This window comes from Streptomyces lonarensis, assembly GCF_012033735.1.
GTDB lineage: Bacteria > Actinomycetota > Actinomycetes > Streptomycetales > Streptomycetaceae > Streptomyces > Streptomyces lonarensis.
This window is the reverse complement of the sequence record NZ_JAAVJD010000037.1, coordinates 12,037-32,074: the sequence shown is the minus strand read 5'-3', so window position 1 is coordinate 32,074 and position 20,038 is coordinate 12,037. Positions and strand designations below refer to the sequence as shown.

Annotated in this window: 12 protein-coding genes; 2 read left to right on the top strand and 10 right to left on the bottom strand. The window is 75.1% G+C overall.

Translation table 11 applies throughout. The features are described from left to right. Positions 1–140: 140 nt before the first annotated feature. The 5 genes from HCN56_RS27555 to HCN56_RS07650 form a co-directional block, all read right to left on the bottom strand. Positions 141–449 (bottom strand): putative WhiB-interacting protein, encoded by a 309-nt coding sequence (locus HCN56_RS27555; RefSeq protein WP_167968740.1) that lies wholly within the window; start codon positions 447–449, stop codon positions 141–143. After that, positions 446–805: a WhiB family transcriptional regulator gene (locus HCN56_RS07665; RefSeq protein WP_167968739.1), complete on the bottom strand. Its 360-nt coding sequence runs from the start codon at positions 803–805 to the stop codon at positions 446–448. The genes HCN56_RS27555 and HCN56_RS07665 overlap by 4 nt, the downstream gene beginning before the upstream one ends. Before the next feature lie 105 nt (positions 806–910). Further along, positions 911–1,231, bottom strand: a complete 321-nt coding sequence (locus tag HCN56_RS07660; protein WP_167968738.1) for a hypothetical protein — start codon at positions 1,229–1,231, stop codon at positions 911–913. Between the two features lie 405 nt (positions 1,232–1,636). Continuing rightward, on the bottom strand, positions 1,637–3,943 hold the full coding sequence (locus HCN56_RS07655; protein WP_167968743.1) for a glycoside hydrolase family 9 protein: 2,307 nt from the start codon (positions 3,941–3,943) through the stop codon (positions 1,637–1,639). A 491-nt stretch (positions 3,944–4,434) separates the two neighbouring features. Next, positions 4,435–6,741 carry an ATP-dependent DNA helicase UvrD2 gene (locus HCN56_RS07650; RefSeq protein WP_312871116.1) on the bottom strand — a complete coding sequence of 769 codons (2,307 nt, stop codon included), beginning with the start codon at positions 6,739–6,741 and terminating at the stop codon, positions 4,435–4,437. Positions 6,742–7,063: 322 nt separating this feature from the next. Between HCN56_RS07650 and HCN56_RS07645 the strand changes: the two genes are divergently transcribed. Continuing rightward, positions 7,064–7,306 carry a mycoredoxin gene (locus HCN56_RS07645; protein WP_167968736.1) on the top strand — a complete coding sequence of 81 codons (243 nt, stop codon included), beginning with the start codon at positions 7,064–7,066 and terminating at the stop codon, positions 7,304–7,306. A 190-nt stretch (positions 7,307–7,496) separates the two neighbouring features. Here HCN56_RS07645 and nudC read toward each other — a convergent pair whose 3' ends face one another. The 5 genes from nudC to HCN56_RS07620 all read right to left on the bottom strand — a co-directional run bounded on the left by nudC (position 7,497) and on the right by HCN56_RS07620 (position 17,159). After that, entirely contained in the window at positions 7,497–8,441 is a 945-nt protein-coding gene (gene nudC / locus HCN56_RS07640) for an NAD(+) diphosphatase (RefSeq protein ID WP_167968735.1), read from the bottom strand. A 9-nt stretch (positions 8,442–8,450) separates the two neighbouring features. Then, positions 8,451–11,975, bottom strand: coding sequence for an ATP-dependent DNA helicase (locus HCN56_RS07635; RefSeq protein ID WP_167968734.1), 3,525 nt, complete (start codon positions 11,973–11,975; stop codon positions 8,451–8,453). Between the two features lie 208 nt (positions 11,976–12,183). Then, the gene (locus HCN56_RS07630) at positions 12,184–12,876 is read right to left on the bottom strand and encodes a hypothetical protein (RefSeq protein ID WP_167968733.1); all 693 of its coding nucleotides are present in this window, start codon (positions 12,874–12,876) and stop codon (positions 12,184–12,186) included. Between the two features lie 255 nt (positions 12,877–13,131). Continuing rightward, positions 13,132–16,506, bottom strand: coding sequence for an ATP-dependent helicase (locus HCN56_RS07625; RefSeq protein WP_167968732.1), 3,375 nt, complete (start codon positions 16,504–16,506; stop codon positions 13,132–13,134). 278 nt (positions 16,507–16,784) lie between these two features. Then, positions 16,785–17,159, bottom strand: a complete 375-nt coding sequence (locus HCN56_RS07620) for an MGMT family protein (RefSeq protein ID WP_167968742.1) — start codon at positions 17,157–17,159, stop codon at positions 16,785–16,787. Between the two features lie 83 nt (positions 17,160–17,242). Between HCN56_RS07620 and HCN56_RS07615 the strand changes: the two genes are divergently transcribed. Then, positions 17,243–19,888 (top strand): lysylphosphatidylglycerol synthase transmembrane domain-containing protein, encoded by a 2,646-nt coding sequence (locus HCN56_RS07615; RefSeq protein ID WP_167968731.1) that lies wholly within the window; start codon positions 17,243–17,245, stop codon positions 19,886–19,888. Positions 19,889–20,038 lie beyond the last annotated feature (150 nt).

Below are 20,038 nucleotides of genomic sequence, written 5' to 3'. Positions count from 1 at the left end.
GCCGGGGCCGCGGGTCCCGGACCAGCGCGTGCCGCCACGGGGACGGCCCGGCCGGGGTGTCCCGGGCCGGGCCGATCAGCGGGTGGAGGAGCCGGTCACGGCCGCGGGGCCGCGGACCGTGGCGGGCGTGGCGCGGGCTGTCACATGACAGCGCGTGCCAGCGCGCGCCGCGCGCGGTGCGAAGCCCGCGCCGCCCGCCGTTGCAGCCTGCGGGAGCGGCGCTCCAGGAGCATCGCGGTGGCGAGGCGTTGGCTCTCCGCTTGCCTGAGGCGCTCGCTCATATGCGAGCGCGCCATGGCTTCGGGCATGAGTTCCATTCTTCGGTTCCTGTTCTGGGTGTGGCGCGGGTCGTCCGGCGCCGGTGTGCCTGACATACGGCTGTGGGTGTTCATGTCGTCGTCCAGGTGGGGGTGGTGCGGCGTCGGCGCGCCGATCGTTCCGGGGATCATGCCGTGGGGACCGGGTTCTTGCGGGGACGGCCGCGGGGCCGCTTGCGCGGGACGACCACGCCCTGGACGAAGAGCTCGCCGCCCCAGACGCCCCAGGGCTCGCGGCGGTCCTTCGCCCCGGCGAGGCATGCCTCGCGGAGCGGGCAGGTGCCGCAGAGGGACTTGGCGTACTCGACGTCCTCGGGGGACTCCGCGAAGAAGACCTCGGGGTCGTAGCTGCGGCAGGGGACGCCGGTGTCGAGGCGGTCGATGGCCTCGTCGAGCTCGTTGAGGGTGAAGAGAGGGGTCACGGTGGGCTCCGGATCCGGTGGTGAGTGCAGGTCGGGCGATGACGGGGCGGTGGCTGCGAGTTGCACGGGTGTGTCCTCGTCTCGTGTCGGTCTCTGTTCAGGGCAAACAGAAGGGCCGCGGTCCCCTGACGGGGTTCCGCGGCCCTGGAGGCGCCGACCTGATCTCACGAATCAGGTTGGATCGGTCCAGGGATCGAGCCCGCGGAGGGCCCACATCGGGTGGAGCTGGGACTTCTGCTGTCCGGACAGCTGGGCGTCTGCCGCGGCGACCGCGCCGGCGACGGCAAAGCCGTTGCGGGCGGCGGGCCGCTCATTGGCCACGACGGCGACCGTTGCCAGGGCTGTGGCGCGCTCACGCACGGCGTAGGCCGGGGCGAGGCCACCACGCACACCGGAGACAGCGGCGACGCCCACACGGGCGGCAGCGGCAACCGACGTACCGGCACTGGGGCAGGCGACATGGGGACGACCGGCGGTGATGAAATCGATCATGGGAATCGCCTCCCTTCGGCGCGTACGGGACCGGGAGAACCGGTCGTGGCTGCGGGCTGTTCGGAACTGCGCGGAACCGGGTGAGGAAAAGCCTCTTCCGGCGCCGTGAAGCACGCTATGCGTATCGCTCGGTCCTGCGCAAACTATTTTTCCGAGGTTTTCCCAGGACCTTCCCGGACCGTGGTGCGGCGGGCTCCGGCGTTCCGCCCGGGAACCGTCCCGACCAGCGGTTTCCTGCCCGTCGGGGGTCACGCGACGTGCGGGCGGGGCCATACGGACGGGAGGTTTCCGGTACCCGGTTGCCACGGCACCGCGGGAGACCGTCCCGCGGGCGCGCCGGGCTCACGCCCCCGCGCCGGGCGGCGCGGGGGCGTGAACGGCCGGCGGGGGTGTGAGCCCCGGCGGTCAGGAACGGTCGACGGGACCGGTCGTGCTCACCGTCCCGGCGCCGTCACCGAGGTCGTCGACGAAGGAGGCGACCCAGGCCAGCGGCGCGTTCCAGTTGATGGTGATCTCGTTGGTGGCGTAGGACTCGATGTGGTCGATGTAGCACATCGCGGGCGCGCAGCCCTCCAGCAGATCGGCGGCGATCGGGTCCTGCAGCTCCTCGTTGGGGCCGCCCGCGACCGAGCCGGGCGCCGGATGGGGCAGCGCGGGGTTCAGCTGCCGGGCCCAGTGCCGGTGGTGCTGGTTGCGCGAGTCCCGTTCCCCGTAGCCGGTGACGTAGGACTGGTTGAGCGGGTTGCGGCCCAGCAGGTAGTCCAGCCCGCGCAGCACCGCGGCGCCGTAGTGGGCCTCCCCGGTCAGGTCGTGGGCGACGCCCAGGACGACCATGTTGTTGAGCACCTGCGAGTTGGAACCCCAGACGTAGTTCTGGGAGAAGGGCACGCCGTACGCCTCGGACACGGAGTCGGCGGCATAGCCGTCGGCCGCCTCCAGCAGCGTCGCGGTGATCCCGGCCCGCTCCTCGGGGGCGAGCGCGGTGTCGACGGTGGCCAGCGTGATGGCGCCCAGACCGGCGGTGGCCGCCCAGGCGAGTCCGCCGCGGGGGAAGATCGCGTCGGTGTCGCCGTGCAGCGGGTTGTCCCGGAGGTCCGCGAGGTAGCGCTCCTCCCCGGTGGTGGCGAAGAGTTCGGCGGCGGCCCAGTAGAACTCGTCGGTCACGTCGTCGTCGCTGTAGGCGCCGCCGCCCTGGCCGTCGTTCGGGTCCGCATAGTGGTCGGGGTGGCGCAGCGCGGCCTCGTACGCGGTCACCGCGCTCGTCAGCGCCTCGGCGGCGAAACCCGGGTCGTACGGCTCGAAGAGCCGGGCGGCCTGCGCCCCCGCGGCGGCGAGGTTGAGGGTTGCCGCGGTGGACGGCGCGTGCAGCTGCCGGAGCTCGGCGTCCCGGTGCGGCAGCAACGGCAGCCCGGTCCAGTTGGCGTCGTGCAGCTTGTGGTGGGCCATCCCCGCCAGCTCCTCGCCCGCCGGGACCTGCATGGCGAGCAGGAAGTCGAGCTGCCAGCGCGCCTCGTCGAGGATGTCGGGCACCCCGTTGCCCTGCTCGGGCACCCGGAGCGAGCCGTCGCCCAGCGCCTCGCCGTCGGCGGCGTCGGCCCACAGGGTGCGCTCGTACAGGGACATCAGCTGGGCGACCGATATGCCGCCGTTGACGACGTACTTGCCGTGGTCCCCCGCGTCGTACCAGCCGCCGGGAGCGTCGAGCCGGTAGTCGCAGACACCCGGCCGGCAGGGGACGTCGAAGTCCCCCTTGTTGGGCGCGACGTTGAGGTGCCCGGCGGGCCGGGCGTACTCCTCGCCGACGAGCTCCGCCTCGATCTCGATGCCGCTGCGGTTGTGGTAGTAGTACGCCAGCGCGTCGGTCCGCAGGTCGGAGTAGAGCGTGTCACCGATGGCGAACGGCTCGCTCTTCTCGCCGTCGACGGTGACCGTCCACCCCTCGCCCTCCTGCTGGACGGCGTCGAAGGAGAACCGGTGGACGTGCTGCCCGGACGTCGGGTCGGTGCCGAACGGTTCGGTCTTCCCGCTCGCGGCCCGGCGCCCGTCGGCGTCGCGCAGCACCCAGCGCAACGCCTCGGAGGCGTCGGTGACGACGGTGCCGCTCTTGGGGCCGTGGGTCAGGTAGCCGACCTGGTTGACGCGCACCGGGGAGCCGGTGTCGGGCTCGTAGACCGGTGGCACGGCTCCGCCGCGCAGCGACACCTCTTCCAGGCAGAAGGTGAACGGCTGCGCCGCGCCGCCCAGTTCCACGGAGAACTGGGCGGCGTCGTAGTCGGCGCCGGCGGTGAAGACGTGCTCGAACGAGACCGGTGCCCCCGCGACGGCGTCGGTGGTGGCGAGTTCTTTGGTGTAGGGCTCCTCGGCCAGCATCACGTTGGCCCGTGAGACCGTCGGGGCGCTCGAACTGGCCGTGTAGCGCAGCGCGTAGCTCTCGCCCTCCTCCAGCTCGATGTCGCCCTGCCCGACGATGGCGTCCCACGGGTTGACGGTGCCGCCCGGGATGTCGATGCACAACCGGCCCTCGGAGACGACGCCTTCGGTGTTGGGGGTCCACCACCACCCCTGGGTTCCGGCGGCGAAGTCGCCGTTGACGATCAGCTCGGGCCCCTCCTCCTCACCGGCCCCGGGCCCGGTCTCCGCGCCGCTGGCCGGCACGGACAGCGCTCCGGCGGCGAGGGCGGCGGCGGTGGCGACGCCGAACACCGCCCGCATCCGGCCGGGCGACCGTCTCGGGCGGGCTCCGGGCGGGGGCGGGGGCGGGGGCGACGCGTCCGACGTGCGGAGTCGACGGTTCATGGGCTCGTTCCTTCCAGCGGTGGGGGCCCGGTGGAACCGGCAAGGTCTGGGGGCCGGTCACCGGGGGCGCGGGATTCCACGACACGCTTGGGAGCGCTCCCAGTGAGGGTGGGACCACTCCGGCACGGCGTCAAGACAGCCGGTGACGGAAAGTCCGGAAGCCCTCCCCGGCGCCGCCGCCGTTGCCCGGGGCGCGCCCGAGGGGGCGACGGCCGGCGCCCGGCGGGCGGCGCCGGCCCGGGACGCTCGACCTGGTCGAGCAACCGGCGAACGCCACCGAGCCGTGCGTCCCCCGGGACACCCGCTCGGCCGGCCTGGCACCCGCGCTGCGAGCCTCGGCCAGTCGCACGCCGAGCCCTCTTCCTCCCCGCAGGAATGGCGCCCTTGCCCCTCCGGGGGAGAGTCGTCTAGCGCCAGGCGTCCCCGTCGCTCTCCTCCGGCGGCGGCTCCTCGTCGGAGAGGAAGGCCGCCATCCGGGCCTCCGCCGCCGGGTCCTCCTCGGGTTCGGCGCGGACCGGGCGGCGGCGGGTGGCCCGGTCGTCCGACGGCGGTTCCGCGTCCCCCTCGGCCGACCCGGCCTCCTCGGGGCCCCCGGGCTCCCGGCCCTCGCAGAGCGCGATGACGTCCGCGCCGTACTGGCGGAGCTTGTGCGGCCCCACCCCGGAGATCCGGGTGAGGTCGCGCGCGGAGGAGGGCTCCTCCTCGGCGATCGCCATCAGCGTGACGTCGGTGAAGACGGTGTACGCCGGGCGTCCCAGCTCCTTGGCCTGCACCGCCCGCCAGGCACGCAGCCGCTCGAACAGTTCCTCGTTCATGGTCGAGGGGCAGTCGGTGCAGCGGCGCAGCTTGATCTCCGTCGCGTCGGTGAGGGTGCGCCCGCAGACCCGGCACGGGACCGGCCCCCGGGACTTCCGTCCGCCGCTGCCGCGTTCGACCGAGCCCTTGCCCGCCCCCCCGGCGGTGCTCCGGCTGCTGGAGCCGGGGCGCAGGCCGTCGAGGAAGCGGCTGGGCCGCCGCCCGGCCCGGCCGCCGGGGGTGCGCGCCAGCGCCCAGGAGAGGGTGAGGTGCTTGCGGGCACGGGTGACCCCCACGTAGAGCAGCCGCCGCTCCTCCTCGATCTGCTCCGGGGTCTTGGCGTGGGAGAGCGGCAGCATGCCGTCGGTGAGCCCGACGAGGTGGACGGCGTCCCACTCCAGGCCCTTGGCGGTGTGGAGGGAGGCGAGGGTGACGCCTTCGACGGTCGGCGCGTGCTGGGCGTGGGCGCGCTCCTCCAGCTCCGTCACGAAGTCGGCCAGCGTGGCTCCGGGGCGCGCGGCGGCGAGGCCCTCGGCGAGACGCACCAGCGACCGCAGGGACTCCCAGCGGTCGCGGGCCGCGCCGGAGCCGGCGGGCGGCTCCGGGTTCCAGCCCACTCCGGCGAGGACCGCGCCGACCTGCTCGCCGAGGCCGAGGCCGTCCGGGAGGTCGGCGTCGTTGCCGGCGGCGCGGGCGGAGCCGCGCAGCGCCAGCCCGGCCTGGCGGATCTCCTGGCGTTCGAAGAACCGCTCCGCACCCTTGAGCTGGTAGGGCACGCCGGCGTCGGTGAGTGCCTGCTCGTAGATCTCGGACTGGGCGTTGATCCGGTAGAGGACGGCGATCTCGCTGGCGGGGACGCCCGAGGCGAGGAGTGCGCGGATCTGCTGGGCGGTCGCCTCGGCCTCGGCGGGTTCGTCGGTGTGCTCGCGGAACTCGGGCTCGGGCCCGGCGGGCCGCTGGGAGACCAGCTCCAGCCGGTGCTCGGCGGCCCGGCCGCGGGCCTGCGAGAGCAGGCCGTTGGCGAGGGAGACCACCTGCGGCGTCGACCGGTAGTCGCGGACCAGCCGCACCAGGGTGGCGTCGGGGTGCCGGGTGCGGAAGTCGAGGAGGTGGTCGGGGGTGGCGCCGGTGAACGAGTAGATGGTCTGGCTGGCGTCCCCGACCACGCAGAGCGAGTCCCGGCCGCCGAGCCAGAGTTCGAGGAGGCGCTGCTGGAGGGGGCTGACGTCCTGGTACTCGTCGACGACGAAGTGCTGGTACTGCCGGTGGACGGTCTCCGCGATGTCGGGCCGGTCCTGGAGGATGCCGACCGTGAGCAGCAGGACGTCGTCGAAGTCGATCACCCCGCGGTCCTGCTTGAGCTGCTCGTACCCGGCGTAGACACGCGCGGTCTCGGCCGGGTCGCGGGGGGCGTCCCGGCCGGACTTGGCGACGGCGACGGGGTAGTCCTCCGGAACGGTCTGGGTGACCTTGGCCCACTCGATCTCGGAGATGACGTCGCGCAGCTCGGCGCGTTCCAGTCGGATGCGGTTGCGCGCCGCGGCCTCGGCGACGAACTGCGCCTTCCGTTCCAGCAGGCGCGGCGGGTCACCGCCGACGGCCTTGGGCCAGAAGTACTGGAGCTGCTTGAGCGCCGCCGAGTGGAAGGTCCGGGCCTGGACCCCGCGGGCGCCGAGCTGCCGCAGTCTGCCCCGCATCTCGCCCGCGGCGCGGTTGGTGAAGGTGACGGCGAGGACGCTCATCGGGGGCAGCACTCCCGAGCGGACGCCGTAGGCGATGCGGTGGGTGATGGCGCGGGTCTTGCCCGTCCCGGCCCCGGCGAGGACGCACACGGGCCCGCTGAGGGCGGTGGCGACCGACCGCTGCTCGGGGTCGAGGCCGTCCAGGACCGCGTCGGCGTCGGCGGGGGGCTCCGGGATGGCCGGCGCGCCCGGTGTCCGTGCGGCGTGGGCCGCCGGGACGGCCGGGGCGGCGGCCGGCGGGGGGCTGTCCGGGAAGGGTGTCGCTGCTGTCACGCGCTCCATGCTGCCAGGCCGGGACGACACCGCGTCGTGCGCTTCCACAGACCCGGTCCGATCGTCCTACCGAGCCGGGGTGGCGGCGGGGGCGCGGCGGGCGGCGGAATGCCGTCGGGGCGGTCGTGTTCTCCTGGGTGCTGTCCCCTCCCGGGGGACGGGCGGGAACAGCGCGGGCGACGCGCGGTCCCGTCCCCACCGACACCAGACGAGGAGCGTCAACGCGATGCCGGGCACCGTGACGATGTACAGCACCACCTGGTGCGGCTACTGCCGCACGCTCAAGCGGAACATGGACCGCGAGGGGATCGCCTACACCGAGGTCAACATCGAGCACGACCCGGCCGCCGCCGAGCTGGTCGAGAAGGCGAACAACGGCAACCAGACGGTGCCGACGCTGCTGTTCGACGACGGCTCGACGCTGACCAACCCGTCGCTGGCGCAGGTGAAGGCGAAGCTGGGGAGCTGAGCCCCGCCGCCTCGCGCGCCCCGTGGCCCGGCCGCCCTCGGCGGTCGGGCCACGGGTGTGCCGACGTCGGTACCGGTCCGGTGTCCGGTGCCCGGGGGGCGCCCTTCGGGACCGGCGGGCCGGGGCGCGGGGGCGCGGGGGCTTTGAGGCTCGGGGGCTCGGGGGCTCGGGGGGGGCGACGCCGCCCGGGTCAGCCCCGGGGCAGCGGCAGCGGCTTGCCGTACCACTGCTCGACCAGCCGCGCCGCGATGGAGACGCTGGTCGGCGGCATGACCTCGCCGGCCTCGACCGCTTCCCGCAGGTCCTCGCGGGAGAACCAGCGGGCCTCGGCGATCTCCTCGCCGTCGACGCGGATGACCGCGCCGTCGCCCCCGGCGTGGGCCTGGAAGCCGAGCATCAGCGCGGACGGGAAGGGCCACGGCTGGCTGGCGACGTACTCGACGCGGTCCACCCGGACCCCGACCTCCTCGGCCACCTCCCGCACCACGGCCTCCTCGATCGACTCCCCCGGTTCGACGAACCCGGCCAGCGTGGAGAACCGCCCGGCGGGCCAGTGGACCTGGCGGCCGAGCAGCGCGCGGTCCTCCTCGTCGGTGACCAGCATGATGACGGCCGGGTCGGTCCGGGGGTAGTGCTCCGCGCCGCAGGCCGGGCAGCGGCGGATGTGGCCGGCTGCGGCGATCACGGTGCGCTCGCCGCAGCGGGAGCAGAAGCGGTGCATCCGCTGCCAGTTCTCCAGCGCCACCGCGTGGACCAGCAGCGCCGAGTCCCGCTCGCCGAGCAGCACGGCCGCCTCCCGCAGCCCGGCGGGGCGGGCCGCGGCGTCGAGCCGGCCGGGGAGGGAGTCCTTCTGGACGGCGAAGTAGCGGACACCGTCGGCGTCGGTGCCCAGGAAGTAGCGGTGGGCCTCGGTCACGGGCGCGTCGAAGGACGGCGTCATCACGAGGTCGGCTCCGCCGTCCTCGGTGTCCTCGATCAGTGCCTGCCCCTCGCAGACCACGAACACCCTGGTCGTGGGGTGGCTCCACGCCGCGCCGAGCCATGCCTCGTCCAGGCGGCGCCCCGATCCGCGGTCGATACCTGCGGCCGAGGTGAGGGAGATCGGGGGGACGGCGCTGTCCTGGTTGCGGGGCATACGTCGAGACTAACCGGGGACGTTGGACGCCCAGGTCACCTCCCCTGCCAGTATCGTCTCCAGCCCCGCGCGGTCGGGCAGGACGGCCGGGCGGACCAGCTCCCCGCCGCGGACGTAGTAGAAGGCGGCGGTCACGCGGGAGAGCGGCAGCCCCCGCAGCTCCGCCCAGGCGACGCGGTAGACGGCCAGCTGGAGCGGGTCGGCGTCCCGGTCGTGGCCGGTCTTCCAGTCGATGATCTCGAAGCGGTCGCCTTCCCGGTAGACGGCGTCGATCCGGCCGCGGACGGTCCGGCCGGCGAGCCGCAGCTGGAAGGGGGCCTCGACCTGGAACGGCGCGCGGTCGGCGAACGGGCTGCGTTCGAAGGCCGCCTTCAGCTCCTCCAGGTCCTGCTCGTCCCTGATCTCGGGGTCGTCCTCCGCGCCGCCGGGCAGTTCGTCGGGGCCGAGCATCGGCAGGGCCAGCGTCTCGAACCGCGACTCCACCCAGGCGTGGAACCGGGTGCCGCGGCGGGCGGCGGGCCGGGGGCGGCGCGGCATGGGGCGGGCGAGGTCGCGCGCGAACCCCTCCGGGTCGGCGGCGAGCCACTGCAGCTGCGAGGCGGAGAGCGAACCGGGCAGCACGACCTCCCGGACCCGCTCGCGGGAGCGGCGCAGTTCCCCGGTGAGGGCGTCGAGGTCCCGGTCCCAGGACTCCACCGCCCGCCGGTCCTCGGGGGTCAGCTCGCTCTCGGGCACCGCCGGGACGGCCTCCGGCTCCCCCGCGGCGGGCGGGGCGCCCGGTGTTCCGGGCGGCGCCACCGAGGGGTCGGTGCGGGGCGGGGGCAGCGGCGGCGGGGTCTCGCCGAGCCCCCGCAGTCCGGCGTACACCAGCGCCGCAGCCTCGCGTCGCCGCGCGGTGGCCCCGGCGTCCAGCGGCAGCGGCCAGGGGGTGTCCGCGTCCTGCGCGTCGAGCAGCGGGTTGACGTCCTCCTCGGTGGGCTCCGGCGCCCACTGCTCCACCTCGCCGTGGTCCGGTGAGCGCTCGCAGTGCGTCCGGACGGCGGTGAGGTAGGGCGAGACCGTGCGGGGCCGCTTCTGCGTCGGCCCCCAGCGGTGGCCGGAGGCCAGCAGCAGCGAGCGCGGCCGGGTGAAGGCGACGTACCCGAGGCGCAGTTCCTCCAGCTCACGGTGGTGGCCGGCCCGGCTGTCGTGGTCGCTGAGGCCGCGGGTCGTCCACGCGTCGACCTCCGGCAGGGTCGGCGCGTCGCCCCGCAGTGGCGACGGCAGGGTGTGGGAGTGCTTCAGCCAGGAGTTCTGTGCCCGCGTCTGGGGGAAGCCCGACTCGTACATGCCGGGCACGGCGACGACGTCCCACTCCAGCCCCTTCGCCTTGTGGGCGGTGAGGACCTTGACGGTGTCCTCGGTGCCGGGGAGCGAGCCGTCGAGACCCTTGTCGTGCTCGACCGCGGCCCGCAGGTAGGCGAGGAACCCCAGGAGTCCGGCATCGCGGTCGACGGCGGTGGAGTGGCCGCCGGCGGCGTAGTCGGCGGCGATGTCCAGGAACGCCCGCAGCGTCTCGCGGCGGCGTGCCGCGAGCGCGTGCGGGGAGGCGGACAGCTCGACCTCCAGCCCGGTGACGGCCAGCACCCGGTGGAGGACGTCCATCAGCGGGTCGCTGACGGAGCGGCGCAGCTCGCGCAGTTCGGCGGCGAGGTGGGCGAAGCGGACGCGCGCCTCGGCGGAGAAGGCGAGGTCGTCCTCGGGGCCGTCGTCGCGCCCGCCGTCGCCCGCCGTGCGGTGCGCGTCGGACTCGCGGGCGCGGCGGTCGGCGCCGGTGAAGGTGTCGAGGGCGTCGGCCAGCGAGACGAGTTCGGCCGGGTCGGTGCCCTGGACGGCGCCGGTCAGCCGGTCGGTGGCGCCACCGTCCTCGCGCCGGACGAGCATCCGGGCGCGGCGGCCGAGGAGGGCGAGGTCGCGGGGGCCGATCCGCCAGCGCGGCCCGGCGAGCAGCCGCACCAGCGAGGCGTTGGCGGTGGGGTCGGCCAGGACCTCGCAGACGGCCACCAGGTCGGCCACCTCGGGCAGGTGGAGCAGGCCGGAGAGGCCGACGACCTCGACCGGGACGCCCCGGCCGACCAGCACCCGCTGGATCTCCGCGAAGTCGCCCGCGGTCCGGCAGAGCACCGCGATCTCGCCGGGCGGGGTGCCGGTGCGGACGAGGTGGGCGAGGTGGTCGCCGAGCCAGGCGAACTCCTCGGCCTGCGTGGTGAGCAGCGCGCAGCGGACCCGGCCCTCGCCGTCGGCGCCGGAGGCGGGGCGCAGCGGTTCGACGCCCGGGTGGCGGGCGCGCAGCGGCTCCGCCAGCCGGTTGGCGAGGTCGAGGAGCCGGCCGCCGCTGCGGCGGTTCTCGGTGAGGGTGTAGAGGGCGGCGGGCGTGCCGTCGGCGCGGGGGAAGTGGCGGGGAAACTCGTCGAGGTTGGCGACGGAGGCGCCGCGCCAGCCGTAGATCGCCTGGCAGGGGTCGCCCACCGCGGTCACGGCGTGGCCGGCGCCGGCGGGTGCGGGGGATGCGGGGCCGGGGGATGTGGGCCGGGGCTCCGGGGCGTCGTGGCCGCCGGCTCCGAACAGCCCGGCGAGCATGATGCGTTGGGCGACGGAGGTGTCCTGGTACTCGTCGAGCAGCACCACCTCGTAGCGCTCGCGCAGCGCCCGGCCGACCTCGGGGATGTCGCGGGCGAGCCGCGCGGAGCAGGCGATCTGGTCGCCGAAGTCGATGAGGTCGCGGGCGCGCTTGCGTGACCGGTACTCCTCGACCAGGGAGAGGAGTTCGCGGCGGCCGCGGGCGGTCTCGGCGACGCGGCGCAGCGCCGCCGTGGTGCGGGTGAGGCGCCCCAGGGTGGCGGCGAGCTCGTCGTCGTGGTCGCGCAGCTCGGCGGGGTCGACGAGGTGTTCGGAGAGTTCGCCGTCGAGCGCGATCAGGTCCTCGACGAGGGAGGTGAAGCGGCGGGGCCGGCCGCTGGAGGCGCCGGTGGGGGCGGCGAACTCGGCGGGTGCGGAGCGGAGCACCTCGGCCGACAGTTGGAAGCGCGAGGCGTCGGCGAGCAGCCGGGAGCCCGGTTCCACCCCGATCCGCAGGCCGTGTTCGCCGATCAGCCGGCCGGCGAACGCGTGGTAGGTGGAGATCTCCGGCTCGCCCGGAGTCTCATCCGGGGCCGCGTCCGGGGAGGTGGCATCCGCCCCGGGCCGGGGCGGCGGGAGGGGCGCGCCGTCGGGGTCGATGACGCCGGCCTGGCGCAGCGCGCGGCGGACGCGCTCGGAGAGTTCGGCGGCGGCCTTGTTGGTGAAGGTCAGGCCGAGGACGCGGTCGGGGGCGGTTCGCCCCGTGCCGACCAGCCAGACGACGCGGGCCGCCATCACGGTGGTCTTGCCGGAGCCGGCGCCGGCGACGATGACCTGCGGCGCGGCGGGCGCGGTGATGGCGCGGATCTGCTCGTCGGTGAAGGGGATGCCGAGCAGCGACTTCAGCTCGTCGGGGTGGTGGAGGTGGGCGGGCACGGTCCCCGAGGCTAGTACGGCACTCGGACAGCGCGGCACACGCGGGGCCGCACGCGCGTGCACGTACCGCCCTCCCCCGGCGCCCCGGGCGGCAGGCGAGAACAGCGACGCGCGCCGCCGGCCGGGGCGGTGGGCCCCGGCCGGCGGCGCGCGATGCGGGTGCGGGGGTGCGGCGGTGGTCGCCGGGCGTCCCCCGTGCCGCGGTGGGTCAGCCCAGCTCGGTCATGTCGATCGCGTCGGCCGGGGCGGAGATGTCGAAGTCGGAGTTGAAGTCGGAGAACTCGACCGTGCCCTCGACGTCACCGGTGCGTACCGAGCGGAGGACGTAGGCGTCCTCGGAGTCGGCGATGAAGAGGTCGGTGGTGCCGGCGTCGGCGTCCTCGGTGTTGCGGATGCCGACGGTCTCGGTGCCGTCGATCGTCTCGCCGTCGATGGACTCCCAGTCGTCGGCCTCGATCTCGCTCTCGGACATCTCGCCGAGGATCTGGTCGAGGTCGCAGAACTGGCCGGTGAGGCTCATCTCACCCTCGGGGCCCTGAATCCACTTGCCGCCGACCTCGGCGGCGTCCAGCCCCTCGCCCTGCCAGAACTCCTCGTCGGCCTTGAGGTACTCGGTGCCGTCGATGCTGATGAACTCCGCCGACATCGTCTCGGCGGTGAAGCTGCCCTCGCAGGAGCCGTCGGAGGCGATGCTGGCCTGCAGGGAGACCTCCTGGCCCTGGCTCACCAGGTCGCTGGAGATGGTGACGGACTCCAGGGTCGTCATCGCGTCGCGGGCCTCCTCGGCGATCTCCTCCGGCGCCTTGCCGTCGAAGTGCCCGGAGTCGCTGCCGCACGCCGTGGCGCCGAGGACGAACGCGCCCACCATTGCTGCCGTCAGGACGCTCTTCTTCGGTGTCACGTCTGTTGCTCCTCGGGGTGTGTCTCGCTGGGGGAGGTACGGGTGACCGTCCTCCTGCCCGCTCCGCCGCCCGCGACGCATCCCGGTGGTCGCGCGGCGGTGGCCGGACTCGGCGGCGCGCGGTCGCGCCCCGCCGGGCGGCACCGCGGTGACCGGTCGTGAACCGGCTCCCGCGTGCTCCGCCCCTGTTCAGGGACGCCGCCGGCGGCGCCGCGGTTCCCGGTCCCGCGACGGGGCCCGGTCACGGCCGGTGCGTCACTCCAGTACACCCCGTCCCTCGGGTCGCCCGGAGCAGGAGGCCCGGAAGCCGCAGGTGCCGCAGTGCTGGCCGGGTGAGGGCGTGAAGCGCTCGTCCAGCACCCTGCCGGCCGCCTCCGCCAGCAGTCCGCCGATCCAGTCGCCCACCACGGGCGGGCCGGCGGCCGGCGAGGCGCCGCCCGCTGCCGCGTCGCCCTCGGGGCCGGACGCGGGGTGGTCGACGGCTCCGTCGAGGGAGGCCTGGGGGCGGAGCAGCGGCATGGTCTCGCCGCCCTCCTTCTTCGGCGCGCCCTTGCGGAGGTAGACCAGCTCCCCGCCGCCGATGCGGTCGGCGCTGTCGTCGGGCGAGCCGGTGTGGCGGAGCGCCAGCTGGTAGACGGCGAGCTGCGGGTTGAGCTCGGCGTCGCCCTTGGTCAGCGGGGTGGTGCCGGTCTTGAAGTCCACGACGTACAGCCGGCCCTCGGCAGTGCGCTCCACCCGGTCGATGACGCCCCTGATCCGGACGCTGCTGCCGCCGGCGCGCAGCGTGACGTCGAACTCGCGCTCGCTCCCCTCGGTCCTGCGGCCCTGCGCGTCCTGCGCCGCGTGCCAGGCGAGGAACCGCTCCAGCGCGGTGCGGGCCTCCTCGCGTTCCTGCCGGGAGTGCCACGGCGCCTCGAAGGCGAGGGAGTCCCAGACGCCGTCCAGCCGTTCCAGCAGCACCGACAGGTCGGCCGGGGTGGAGCCGGAGGCGACCTCGTCGGCGAGGACGTGGAGCACGTTGCCGAACCCCTGGGCGGCGGTGGCCGGTGCGTCGGCGGAGACCTCGCGGCCCAGGAACCACTGGAGGGAACAGGTGTTGACCAGCTGGTCCAGGGCGCTGCCGGAGAGCGCGACGGGCCGCTTCGGGTCCCGCACCGGGGTGCCGGCGACGGTCTCCTCCCGCAGCCCCCACCAGCGCTGCGGGTGGGCGGCCGGCACCAGCTGCGCGCCCTCGCCGTCGCGCACGGCGGCGAGCCGGGCCAGCCGCCGGGCGGCGGCGTGCCGCAGCGCGACGGGGGCGTCGGGGTCGACGGTGGTGGCGCGGAGCTCGGCGACCAGCGCGGCGACGGAGAGCGGGCGGCGGGGCCGGCTGCTGACGTCCTCGGTCTCCACGCCGAGTTCCCGCAGGAAGCGGGAGGGCTGGTCGCCGTCGTCGCCGGCGCGGACGGCGGTCACCACCAGCCGTTCGCGGGCGCGGGTGGCCGCCACGTAGAACAGCCGGCGTTCCTCCGCGAGGAGCGCACCGGGGCTGAGGGGCTCGGCGATGCCGTCCGCGCCGATGCGGTCGGCCTCCAGCAGCGAACCGCGGCGCCGCAGGTCGGGCCAGAGCCCCTCCTGCACCCCGGCGACCACGACCAGCGGCCACTCCATGCCCTTGGCGCGGTGGGCCGTCATCAGCCGGACCGCGTCCGGGCGGGTGCCGCCGGCGACGAGGGTGTCCCCGGCGATGTCGTGCGCCTCCAGCTCGGCGAGCAGGTTGAGGGCGCCGCGTCCACCGGTCCGTTCCTCGGCCCGCGCCGCGGCGTCGAAGAGGGCGCAGACCGCGTCCAGGTCGCGGTCCGCGTTACGGCCCGCGACGCCGCCGCGGCGGGCGGCGCGCTCCAGCCGCTGGGGCCAGGTCGTGCCCTCCCACAGCTCCCAGAGCGCCTCCTCCGGGGTGGAGCCGCCGGCCAGCAGTTCCCCGGTGCGGGCCAGCAGCCGGCCCAGTCGCAGCGCGCCGCCGGCGTGGGCCGGGTCGTGGGCGACCAGCCGGGACGGTTCGGTCAGGGCGCGCGCGATGAGGGTGTCCGAGGAGGGCGGCGGGTCGACACCGGCGGCACGCTCCTCGGCGCGCAGCGCGCGGCCGAGCCGCCGGAGGTCGGCGGCGTCCAGACCACCCAGCGGAGAGGTCAGCAGCGACAGCGCCGTCTCGGTGGTGAGGGTGCGGGGGTCCGCCACCGCCCGGAGCGCGGTCAGCAGCGGCGCGACGGCGGGCTCGTGGCGCAGCGGCAGGTCGTCGCCGTCGACGTCGAGCGGGACACCGGCGGCGGTCAGGGCACGTCGCATGCCCGGCAGGGAGCGGCCGCCGGCGCGGACGAGGACCGCCATGTCGCGCCAGGGCAGCCCGTCCTCCAGGTGGGCGCGGCGCAGCAGGTCGGCGATGTTGTCGAGTTCGGCGCCGGGGGTGGGGAAGGTCAGCACGCGCACGGTGCCGCCGGGCCGCTCGGCGGCGAGGTCGCGGTGGGCGCGGACCTTGTCGGCGGGGAGCCGGTTGAGGGTCATCCGGCGGGTGATCTCCCGGGTGGCCGCGAGCAGCCCCGCGCCGCTGCGGCGCCCGGTGCGGAGCACCGCCACCGGCGCCGACTTGCCCTCGGCGGTGGGAAAGGTGTCGGGGAACTCCAGGATGCCGCCGACGTCGGCGCCGCGGAAGGCGTAGATCGACTGGTCGGGGTCGCCGAAGACGGTCAGGTCGCGGCCGCCGGAGGCGAGGGCGGAGAGCAGCCGCAGCTGCGCGGGGTCGGTGTCCTGGTACTCGTCGACGAAGACGGCGTCGAAGGCGGTGTGGGGCGGCTCGCCGTGGGCGCCGGGGCGGGGCCGGCCCTCGCGGGCGCGTTCGACGACGCGGGCGGCGCGGTGCACAAGTTCGGCGTAGTCGAGGACGCCCTGGGCCTCGGTGACGTCGAGGTACTCGGCGAGGAAGTGCGCGGCGGCGCGCCAGTCGGGGCGGCCGTCGCGCTCGGCGAAGTCGGCGAGCCGGTGGGGCGGCAGGCCGAGTTCGCGGCTGCGGGCGAGGACGGCGCGCAGTTCGTCGGCGAAGCCGCGGGTGGTGAGGCAGGCGCGGAGGTCGCCGGGCCAGCGAACCGCGCGGCCCGCCGGCTCCAGGGCGAGCTGGCCCTGGAGCAACTCCCGCAGGTAGAGGTCCTGTTCCGGCCCGGAGAGCAGCCGCAGGGGTTCGGCGAACAGCTCCCGGTCCTGGTGGGCGCGGACCAGTCCGTAGGCGTAGGAGTGGAAGGTGGCCGCGAGCGGGGAGCGGCCGTGCAGCCGGGCGGACATGCGGTCGCGCAGCTCGGTCGCGGCGCGGCGGCTGAAGGTGAGGACGAGGATGCGCTCAGGGGGCGTGCCGCGGTCGACGCGTGCGGCGACCGCCTCGACGAGCGTGGTGGTCTTGCCGGTTCCCGGCCCGGCGAGCACGAGGAGCGGGCCGCCGGGATGCTCAACCACCGCGCGCTGCGCTGCGTCCATGGCGGGGAGGCCCGTGGTCTCGGGCGGGGTGCGCACGAGTCGGTAGGCGCCGGGGTCGGCGGGCACGGGGTGCCCGGCGGCCCGGCCGGCGGGCGGTTCGGGTGCTGGAACGGAGAGGCTCACGTGCATCGCAGGTTCTCGGGGCGCCCCATGGACGCGGGGGCGGGCAACAGGGCTGTGCTGGAGACGGTACGCGAGCCGTGCGACCGTGTGCGCGGGGCGGCGCCACGGCGAGGGTTCGTGGTGTCGCGGGGTACGGATGCTCCTCGGCCGGTCGGCGGTGGTGTCCGGTTGGTCGTGGACCCGGTGGATGACGGAAGCTGGTCGATGTGAGAAGCGGTACACCGGTTCCGGGGAGCGGCGCCCGACGCGGGCCGTCGCTGTGGTCGGCGTCGGCCCGCGCGCGGTCAGTCGCGGCGCTCGGCGGGCGCGGGAGGCTGCCCGGGGGCGGGGCGCCAGCGGGCACGGCGCATGTCGACGCGGGAGGGGCTGCCCGGGACGAGGTCGCGCAGCGGCGTGGCCTCGGCGCGGTAGTGCTCCAGGGCCCGGCGCTCCTGCCCGGGCAGCGGCAGGCCGTCGGCGCGCACCACGCGCCACCACGGCACGGCGGCGCCGTAGGTGGCCATGACGCGGCCGACCTGGCGCGGGCCGCCCTCGCCGACGAGGCCGGCGATGTCCCCGTAGGTGAGGACGCGCCCGGGGGGCACCGCCTCGGCCCAGGTGAGCACCCGGTCGGCGTAGTCGGTCAGTGCGTGATCAGCGGGGCGCTCCATGCGGTCCATGGTGCCGTAGGCGACACTGGCCGTTGCGGGGGTTCGGCCCCGGGATACGGGCACCCATGCCAGTATCGTCACGGCGGTGACAGGTGATACGGGGCGAAGAGTCGGCACGACCACACGACCAGCGGGCTGAGCGGGACGCTCACCCCGCCTCCGGCGCTGCGCGGCAGCCGCTGGGCAGCGAGCAGTTGGAGGTGGACGAGCCGATTCTCGCGGCCCGGGTCCACCGGCCCTCGGACCTGGTGCGGGTGCTGCTCGGACTGCTCGGCATCGCCGTGGTGCTGGCGATCGCGACCTTCGCGATCGGCACCACGAAGGGCCTGGAGACCGACATCGGGGACGCGGCCGGTTCGGCACCGCCGCTGCTGATCGAGTTCGCCGGGATGATCTCGGCGATCGCGGTGCTGATCGTGCCGGTGGCGTTCGCCGTCGAGCGGCTGATCCGGCGGGACGGGCTGCGCATCGCCGACGGGGTGCTGGCGGCGGTACTGGCGCACGGCGTGTCGCTGTCGTTCAGCCTCTGGGTGGCGCGGTTCGCGCCACTGGAGCTGCAGGACGCGTTGACGACGCGTTCCCCGGGCGGCATGGGCACCACCGACGCGGTGCACGCCTATCTGGCCCCGGTGATCGCCTACATGACGGCCGTCGGCATGGCCCACCGCCCGCGGTGGCGGGTGCTGATGTGGGCGGTGCTGATCCTCGACGCGGTCTCCGTGCTGGTCGCCGGCTACACGACGCCGTTCTCCATCCTGGTGACGGTGCTGATCGGCTGGACCGTCGCCTACGGGACGCTCTACGCGGTGGGCCAGCCCAACGTGCGGCCCACCGGCCAGCAACTGCTGGCCGGGCTGCGGCACGTGGGGTTCCTGCCGGTGGCGGCGCTGCGGGCGGAGGACCGCCGCAGCGAGCGCGGCGAGGTGAGCCGCCGCTACCTGGTGACGCTGGAGTCCGGGCCGCCGCTGGACGTCACCGTCGTCGACCGGGAGCAGCAGGCCCGGGGCTTCTTCTACCGGGTGTGGCGCCGGCTCGCGCTCCGCGGCATCCACCAGCAGCGGTCACTGCCCTCGCTCCGGCAGGCGCTGGAGCAGGAGGCGCTGCTCGCATACGCGGCCATAGCGGCGGGGGCCAACTCGCCACGGCTGATCGCGACGGCCGAGCTGGGGCCGGACGCGGTGATGCTCATCTACGAGCACACCCCGGGCCGTGACCTGGACGCCGTCCCCGACGACGAGATCACCGACGAGCTGATGGAGTCGGCGTGGCGGCAGCTGCGCGCGCTGCAGTCGCGGCGCATCGCGCACCGCCGGCTGGTGGGGCGGTCGCTGCTGGTGGACCACGCCGGCGCGGTGTACCTGACGGACCTGCGGGGCGGGGAGATCGCCGCGGGCGAGCTGCTGCTGCGCATGGACGTGGCACAGCTGCTGACGACGTTCGGGCTGCGGGTCGGCGCGCGCCGGGCGGTGAACGCGGCGTCGGTGGTGCTCGGCCCGGACACGGTCGCCGACTCGCTGCCGCTGCTGCAGCCGATCGCGCTGAGCCGCGGCACGCGCCAGGTGCTGCGGCAACTCGGCCGGGAGCGGGCGCAGCGGGAGCGCCAGGTGGTGCTGGAGGCGTCGAAGAACTACCGCGAGGCCGGCGGTTCGCTGCCGGAGGGCGCGGACCGCAAGCAGGTGCGGGCGGCGAAGCAGGCCGAGAAGCAGGTGATGGAGGAGGCGCTGGCCAACGCGAAGGAGCCGGACCTGCTGTCGGAGATCCGCAGCCAGGTGCTGCAGATCCGGCCGCAGGCACCGGTGGAGCCGGCGCGGTTGGAGCGGGTGCGGCCGCGGACGCTGGTGATGGTGATCGCGGCGGTCTTCGCGGCGTACTTCCTCGTCACGCAGCTGGTGCACATCGACTTCGCGCAGATCCTGGACCAGGCGAGCTGGGGCTGGGCGCTGGTGGCGCTGGTCTTCGCCTCGCTGACGTACTTCGCGGCGGCGATGAGCCTGCTGGGGTTCGTGCCGGAGCGGGTGCCGTACCTGCGGACGGTGCTGGTGCAGTTGGCCGGGTCCTTCGTGAAGCTGGTGGCCCCGGCGGCGATCGGCGGTGTGGCGCTGAACACGCGCTACCTGCAGCGTGCCGGGATCAGACCGGGCCACGCGGTGGCGAGCGTCGGCGCCAACCAGCTGTTCTCGCTGGGTTCGGCGGTGGCGATGCTGGTGGTCTTCGGCTACATCACCGGCAGCCAGCACACGCCGTCGGTGCCGACCTCGCCGACGATGATCGCGGTGGTGCTGACGCTGGCGGTGCTGGCGCTGATCGTGACGGCGGTTCCGGGGCTGCGGAAGGCGATCCACGAGCGGGTGTCGGTGCTGTTCGCCGGGGTGGTGCCGCGGATGCTGGACGTGGTGCAGCAGCCGCGGAAGCTGCTCAACGGCATCGGCGGCATGGTGCTGATGACGTTGTCGTTCGTGCTGTGCCTGAGCGCCTCGGTGCAGGCGTTCGGGGGCGACCTGAGCTTCGCGACGGTGGCCGTGGTCTTCCTCGCCGGCAACGCGCTGGGCTCGGCGGCGCCGACCCCGGGCGGTATCGGCGCGGTGGAGTTCACGCTGATCGCGGGGTTGACGGCGTTCGGGCTCAGCCCGGCGACGGCGGGCGCCGCGGTGCTGCTCTTCCGGCTGGTGACCTTCTGGCTGCCGGTGCTGCCGGGGTGGCTGGCGTTCACGGCGCTGACCCGCGAGGAGGCGCTGTGAGCCGCCACGGCCGGTGACGGCGCGGCCGGGGCTCCGGCCGCCGCTCGCCACCCGGCCCCACAGCCCGCGGCCCCACGGCTCCACGGCTCCACGGCCCCGACGGTTCGGTCCGTCGGGGCCGTCGCACGTCCGGCGCCGCGCCCGGGGTCC

Coding starts and splice junctions, on each gene's coding strand:
- nudC (WP_167968735.1), bottom strand. CDS start 8,441: ATGCCCCGCAACCAGGACAGCGCCGTCCCCCCGATCTCCCTCACCTCG.
- HCN56_RS07625 (WP_167968732.1), bottom strand. CDS start 16,506: ATGCACGTGAGCCTCTCCGTTCCAGCACCCGAACCGCCCGCCGGCCGG.
- HCN56_RS07660 (WP_167968738.1), bottom strand. CDS start 1,231: ATGATCGATTTCATCACCGCCGGTCGTCCCCATGTCGCCTGCCCCAGT.
- HCN56_RS07655 (WP_167968743.1), bottom strand. CDS start 3,943: ATGCGGGCGGTGTTCGGCGTCGCCACCGCCGCCGCCCTCGCCGCCGGA.
- HCN56_RS07620 (WP_167968742.1), bottom strand. CDS start 17,159: ATGGACCGCATGGAGCGCCCCGCTGATCACGCACTGACCGACTACGCC.
- HCN56_RS07645 (WP_167968736.1), top strand. CDS start 7,064: ATGCCGGGCACCGTGACGATGTACAGCACCACCTGGTGCGGCTACTGC.
- HCN56_RS27555 (WP_167968740.1), bottom strand. CDS start 449: ATGATCCCCGGAACGATCGGCGCGCCGACGCCGCACCACCCCCACCTG.